The organism is Ideonella sp. (assembly GCF_036277275.1).
Lineage (GTDB): Bacteria > Pseudomonadota > Gammaproteobacteria > Burkholderiales > Burkholderiaceae_C > Ideonella.
Genome location: NZ_DASUNH010000048.1, coordinates 1 through 2,877, shown reverse-complemented (window position 1 = coordinate 2,877; position 2,877 = coordinate 1). Strand labels below are relative to the sequence as shown.

Below are 2,877 nucleotides of genomic sequence, written 5' to 3'. Positions count from 1 at the left end.
TGGAACAGCTCTCGAGCACCGTCAGGCTGAACGCCGACAACGCGCGGCAGGCCAACCAGCTGGCGCTCAGTGCATCGACCGTGGCGGTCAGCGGCGGCGACGTCGTGAGCCGCGTCGTGGAGACCATGAAGGGCATCAACGACAGCTCCAGGAAGATCGTCGACATCATCAGCGTGATCGACAGCATCGCGTTCCAGACCAACATCCTCGCGCTGAACGCCGCGGTGGAGGCCGCCCGCGCGGGCGAACAAGGCCGCGGCTTCGCAGTGGTGGCCTCCGAAGTGCGCGCGCTGGCCACCCGCAGCGCGACCGCCGCGAAAGAGATCAAGGGCCTGATCAGCTCCAGCGGCGACAAGGTTGAAGCCGGCCACCGGCTGGCCACCGAGGCCGGACAGACGATTGACCAGGTCGTCAAGCAGGTCCGTGAAGTGACGCAGCTGATCGCGCAGATCTCGACCGCCAGCCTGGAGCAGAACAACGGCGTCGGTCAGATCAACCAGGCCGTGAATCACCTGCAATCCACGACGCAGCAGAACGCGGCGCTGGTGGAACAGACTGCCGCGGCCTCCGAAAGCCTGCACCAGCAGGCGGCCCGCCTGGCGTCTGCGGTGTCGGTGTTCCGCCTCGAGGCTGCCTGAGCCGGGTCGTCAGGAACCGGTCGCCCAGCGCCAGGCCCTGATCGCGCCGATCAGCACCGGCTGGTGCAGCATGTAGAAGGTCAACGACCAGGTGCCCAGCACCGCCAGCGGCCGCAGCGCGGCCGGCACGCCGCCGGCCAGCCACTGCGGCCGGTGCCTGAGCAGCCCGCTGCCCAGCACCACACCGGCCAGCACCACGCCCAGCCAGGGCAGCACCGGCACGTAGTCTTCGGTGCGCGGCAAACGCGTCACCAGGCCGACCCAGTTGGTCCAGCGGTTGTCGAACAACGGGTCATGCCAGACCCGCGGCAGCACCAGCGCGGCCAGCGCCAGACAGAGCAACACGACGTAGCCCGGCACGCCGCGCGCCAACTGCCCCGGCGCCACCAGGCGCACGACGATCAGCATCACGGCAATGCCATGCAGCACGCCGAAGCTGATCCACGTGTTCGGGAACATCAGCGCCGAGCCGATCGACACCAGCACCGCGCAGCCGGCCACCTGCGCCCAGCGCCGCCAGAAGCGCGCCCAGCTCTGCCCCGCCTGGATCGCCACCGCCTGGCCCATGCCGGCGCACAGCAGGAACAGCGTGACGATGCAGGTGCGCTGCACCGTCCAGAACGGATCGTGCTGGAAGCGTTGGCGCGGCTCGAAATAGCCGTAGTAGTTCAGGTCGAAACAGAAGTGGAAGACCGCCATCCAGACGATGGCCAGACCGCGCAGCGCGTCGAGCCGGTCGAAGCGGTGGGCGGATGCGGCGGCGGGGGCTGGAACTTCGTCACGGATCATCGCGCCCGGCACGATACCGCAGGCCCGTGGCGCGCCAGACGCCCCAACCTACAATTGATGGCCACATCCAAGAAGAGCCCTGCGACGGGCCTCACACCACACCACACTTTCTCGTCAGGGAGGGACCCACGATGTTCCGTACGTTCGCGTGCACCTGGGCGATTCGCATCGCCCGTCTCCTCGCCATCACCGCGCCGCTGGCGTTGATGCCCGCAGCCCACGCCGCCGACGAGGCCAGGCCCGACGGGCAACAGGCGTGGGACGAAGCGGCCACGGTCGCCCAGTCCGGCCCTGTCGACATCAAGCTGCTCGACAAGGCGGTGCTGAAGCTGCCCGAGGGACGCATCTTCATTCCGCAGCCGCAGGCCACCAAGCTGCTGCAAGCCATGGGCAACCCGGGCGAAGACCCGCGGTTGCAGGGCCTGGTCTTCCCGAAGGGTGAAGAACAGGGCTGGTTCATGACCGTGCGTTACGAAGACTCGGGCCACATCAAGGACGACGACGCCAAGGACTGGAACGCCGACGACCTGCTGCAGAGCTTCAAGGAAGGCACCGAGGAGTCGAACAAGGAGCGCGAGAAGATGGGCGTGCCGGCGCTGGAGATCATCGGCTGGGCCGAGAAGCCGGCCTACGAGGCCAGCACCCACCGCCTGGTCTGGGCCATGTCGTCGCGCGAGAAGGGCTCGACCGACACCGATGACCAGGGCGTCAACTACAACACCTACCTGCTCGGCCGCGAAGGCTACTTCAGCATGAACCTGGTGACAGGCTTGAAAGAGCTGCCGGCGCACAAGCCCGACGGCCAGGCGATGCTGGCCGCCTTGAACTTCAACGACGGCCAGCGCTACAGCGACTTCGACGAGAAGACCGACCACGTCGCCGAATACGGCCTGGCCGCGCTGGTGCTGGGCGTTGGCGCCAAGAAGCTGGGCCTGCTGGCGGCCGCGGGCGTGTTCTTCGCCAAGTTTGCCAAGCTGTTCATCTTCGGCGGGTTGGGTCTGCTCGCGCTGGTCGGCAAGCTGTTCAGCCGCAAGAGCAAGCCCACCGCCTGATCGTTGCGCGATGGTCAAGCTGCTGTTATTGCTGCTGTCGGGAGTCAAGCTGGGGCCGCTGCTCGCCAGCGGCGGCAGCATGCTGCTGTCGGTGGGGCTCTACGCCTTCGTCTTCGGCTGGCGCTACGCGGCGGGCTTCGTCGCGCTGCTGTTCGTGCACGAGATGGGCCACTTCTTCCAGATGCGCCGCGAGGGCGTGAAGCCCACCTTCATGCTCTTCGTGCCGTTCCTGGGGGCGGCGGTCGGCGCGCGCTCGCTGGGCGGCAACGCGGCCGCCGAGGCGCGCATCGGGCTCGCCGGCCCGATCCTCGGCACGCTCGGCACCGCCGCGCTGATCCCGGTGGCGGAGCTCACCGGCAACGACCTGTTCCGGGCGCTCGCCTACGTCGGCTTCTTCC

4 protein-coding genes are annotated in these 2,877 nt (G+C 68.0%); 3 read left to right on the top strand and 1 reads right to left on the bottom strand.

Annotated features, from left to right (window positions below):
* Positions 1-638: methyl-accepting chemotaxis protein (locus VFY73_RS09420; RefSeq protein WP_329717984.1), on the top strand; the 638-nt coding region annotated here is incomplete at its 5' end.
* A gap of 9 nt (positions 639-647) precedes the next feature.
* Here VFY73_RS09420 and VFY73_RS09415 read toward each other — a convergent pair.
* Complete coding sequence (locus tag VFY73_RS09415; protein ID WP_329717983.1) at positions 648-1,427, bottom strand: heparan-alpha-glucosaminide N-acetyltransferase; 780 nt, start codon at positions 1,425-1,427, stop codon at positions 648-650.
* 131 nt (positions 1,428-1,558) lie between these two features.
* On the opposite strand from VFY73_RS09415, the gene VFY73_RS09410 reads away from it, so the two are divergent.
* Together VFY73_RS09410 and VFY73_RS09405 are read left to right on the top strand one after the other, a co-directional pair.
* On the top strand, positions 1,559-2,479 hold the full coding sequence (locus VFY73_RS09410; RefSeq protein ID WP_329717981.1) for a DUF2167 domain-containing protein: 921 nt from the start codon (positions 1,559-1,561) through the stop codon (positions 2,477-2,479).
* A 10-nt stretch (positions 2,480-2,489) separates the two neighbouring features.
* Positions 2,490-2,877: site-2 protease family protein (locus tag VFY73_RS09405; RefSeq protein ID WP_329717979.1), on the top strand; the 388-nt coding region annotated here is incomplete at its 3' end.